Origin of the sequence: Microcoleus sp. OTE_8_concoct_300, from assembly GCF_031383065.1 — a bacterium.
Taxonomy (GTDB): Bacteria; Cyanobacteriota; Cyanobacteriia; order Cyanobacteriales; family Microcoleaceae; genus Microcoleus.
Window position 1 is genome coordinate 1 of record NZ_JANMZH010000358.1, and the last position, 1,485, is coordinate 1,485.

At 41.1% G+C, this 1,485-nt stretch carries 2 protein-coding genes; one reads left to right on the plus strand and one right to left on the minus strand.

Annotation, left to right across the window (positions count from 1 at the left end):
- Nucleotides 1–142: 142 nt before the first annotated feature.
- The gene (locus ACUVJL_RS16145) at nt 143–1,147 is read right to left on the minus strand and encodes an endonuclease NucS domain-containing protein (protein ID WP_445246777.1); all 1,005 of its coding nucleotides are present in this window, start codon (nt 1,145–1,147) and stop codon (nt 143–145) included.
- A 182-nt stretch (nt 1,148–1,329) separates the two neighbouring features.
- Here ACUVJL_RS16145 and ACUVJL_RS16150 point away from each other — a divergent pair.
- The coding region (locus ACUVJL_RS16150; protein WP_445246778.1) for a DUF4864 domain-containing protein at nt 1,330–1,485 on the plus strand (156 nt) is incomplete at its 3' end.

Below are 1,485 nucleotides of genomic sequence, written 5' to 3' on the forward strand. Positions count from 1 at the left end.
CTGGACGAAAGACCTTTGGTGGTGTAAATATTCGTTTAGAACCGGATGTTGCAGAGATGTTTCCCGATTCTGAAGCAGTAAATGAAGCTCTGCGGTTTTTGATGAGAATTACTAAAGAAAACGTGGTGTCCGAGAAATAAGTTTAAAGTCTTTGTAGCCACTTTTTCAAGGATAAATTAATTAGGAACTCCAAAAGATTAGATTCATTCTTTTGCTGAGTTATCTCAGTTACATAGTGTTTTAAATCCCAAGTTTGAGCTTCCCAATCAGAAGCAGAATAACGAGAACCCACAGGCCAGTGGCGAAGATAGGAATACTCATCTATTTTGCTAAGAGATAAAGCATCATTCTTCTTTCGGTTATAAATCGCCATTCTCCCAACCCTGTTACAGTTATCTCTCCAAGGGGAAAGAGGTAGCCATAACATGAGTGCTGGTCTAATATAACCTTCCCCAGCTCTTCTATCTACACAAATCTGAGCGCATAGTTTACTTTTACCTTTACCATAGCTAATGCTTTTACAGCAAATAATTTCTTGCATACGGGTGTCAAATCTGAGAATCTTCTCCCGAATTCTCCAGATTACCTGCTGTTCGTCATCAATAAAATTATTGAGTAGATTCCGAAACTCTCTGGGTGGACTCGGTATATTGTCCGTGCTTTCTCTTGGCTGATATGTAATTTCTACTTGTGAAATATGGTCATTATCTACATCTTTCAGTCGTAAATTTAAGTGGTCCTCAGAAAGAACGATCGCAAATTGCCAAAACTGAAAAAATAGCCCGTGATACTTCCTATCGGTAAAATTATCTCTGTGAAATTTGGGCGCAATTGCTATTAGGCGAACAGGTTGATCGTAATCCACGCGATCGGCAAAAGGTTTGTGTTCTAACAAAGCATCGTAATAACGAGTTAACTGCTGAACGACATATCTATCTTCGCCGTTTTTCAACTCCAGCACAACTAACCGTTTATTCTCGTCCACGGCTATAATATCGCATCTTTGCTCGTTGACAGTGAATTGCCGCTTGATGACCGTCAAACCGAGCAAACTTTGCAAGTGAACTTCGACAAAATCCTCTAACGCTTCTTCACTTGTAAATTCCCACCCCGACCCTGTTTTCCTCAATGCGGCGCTGCTTAGCATTTTGACAATTCTTAAAGTCTTTAACCAATTTTACCACTAATGTCTGTAGTCCGCCGGAGGTTTAAATAAACCCCGATCGCCCTGACAGCTTCCCAACTATCCCGCCACAAAATCGCCTTTAAGTGGGAGCGCTATAATAGTAACTATTCCACACTCCCATCTCTTGACAATTTATTAAAAATATGCTCATCAGTGAAAGCGATCGCGCTACCATTCGCTCAGTCGTAGAAAAGCAACTGCAAGCATTTCAAAAAGACGATGCTGCTGGGGCTTTTGCCTTCGCCAGTCCCGGAATTCAGCAGCAGTTTCGCACAGCAGAAAACTTTATGCACATGGTA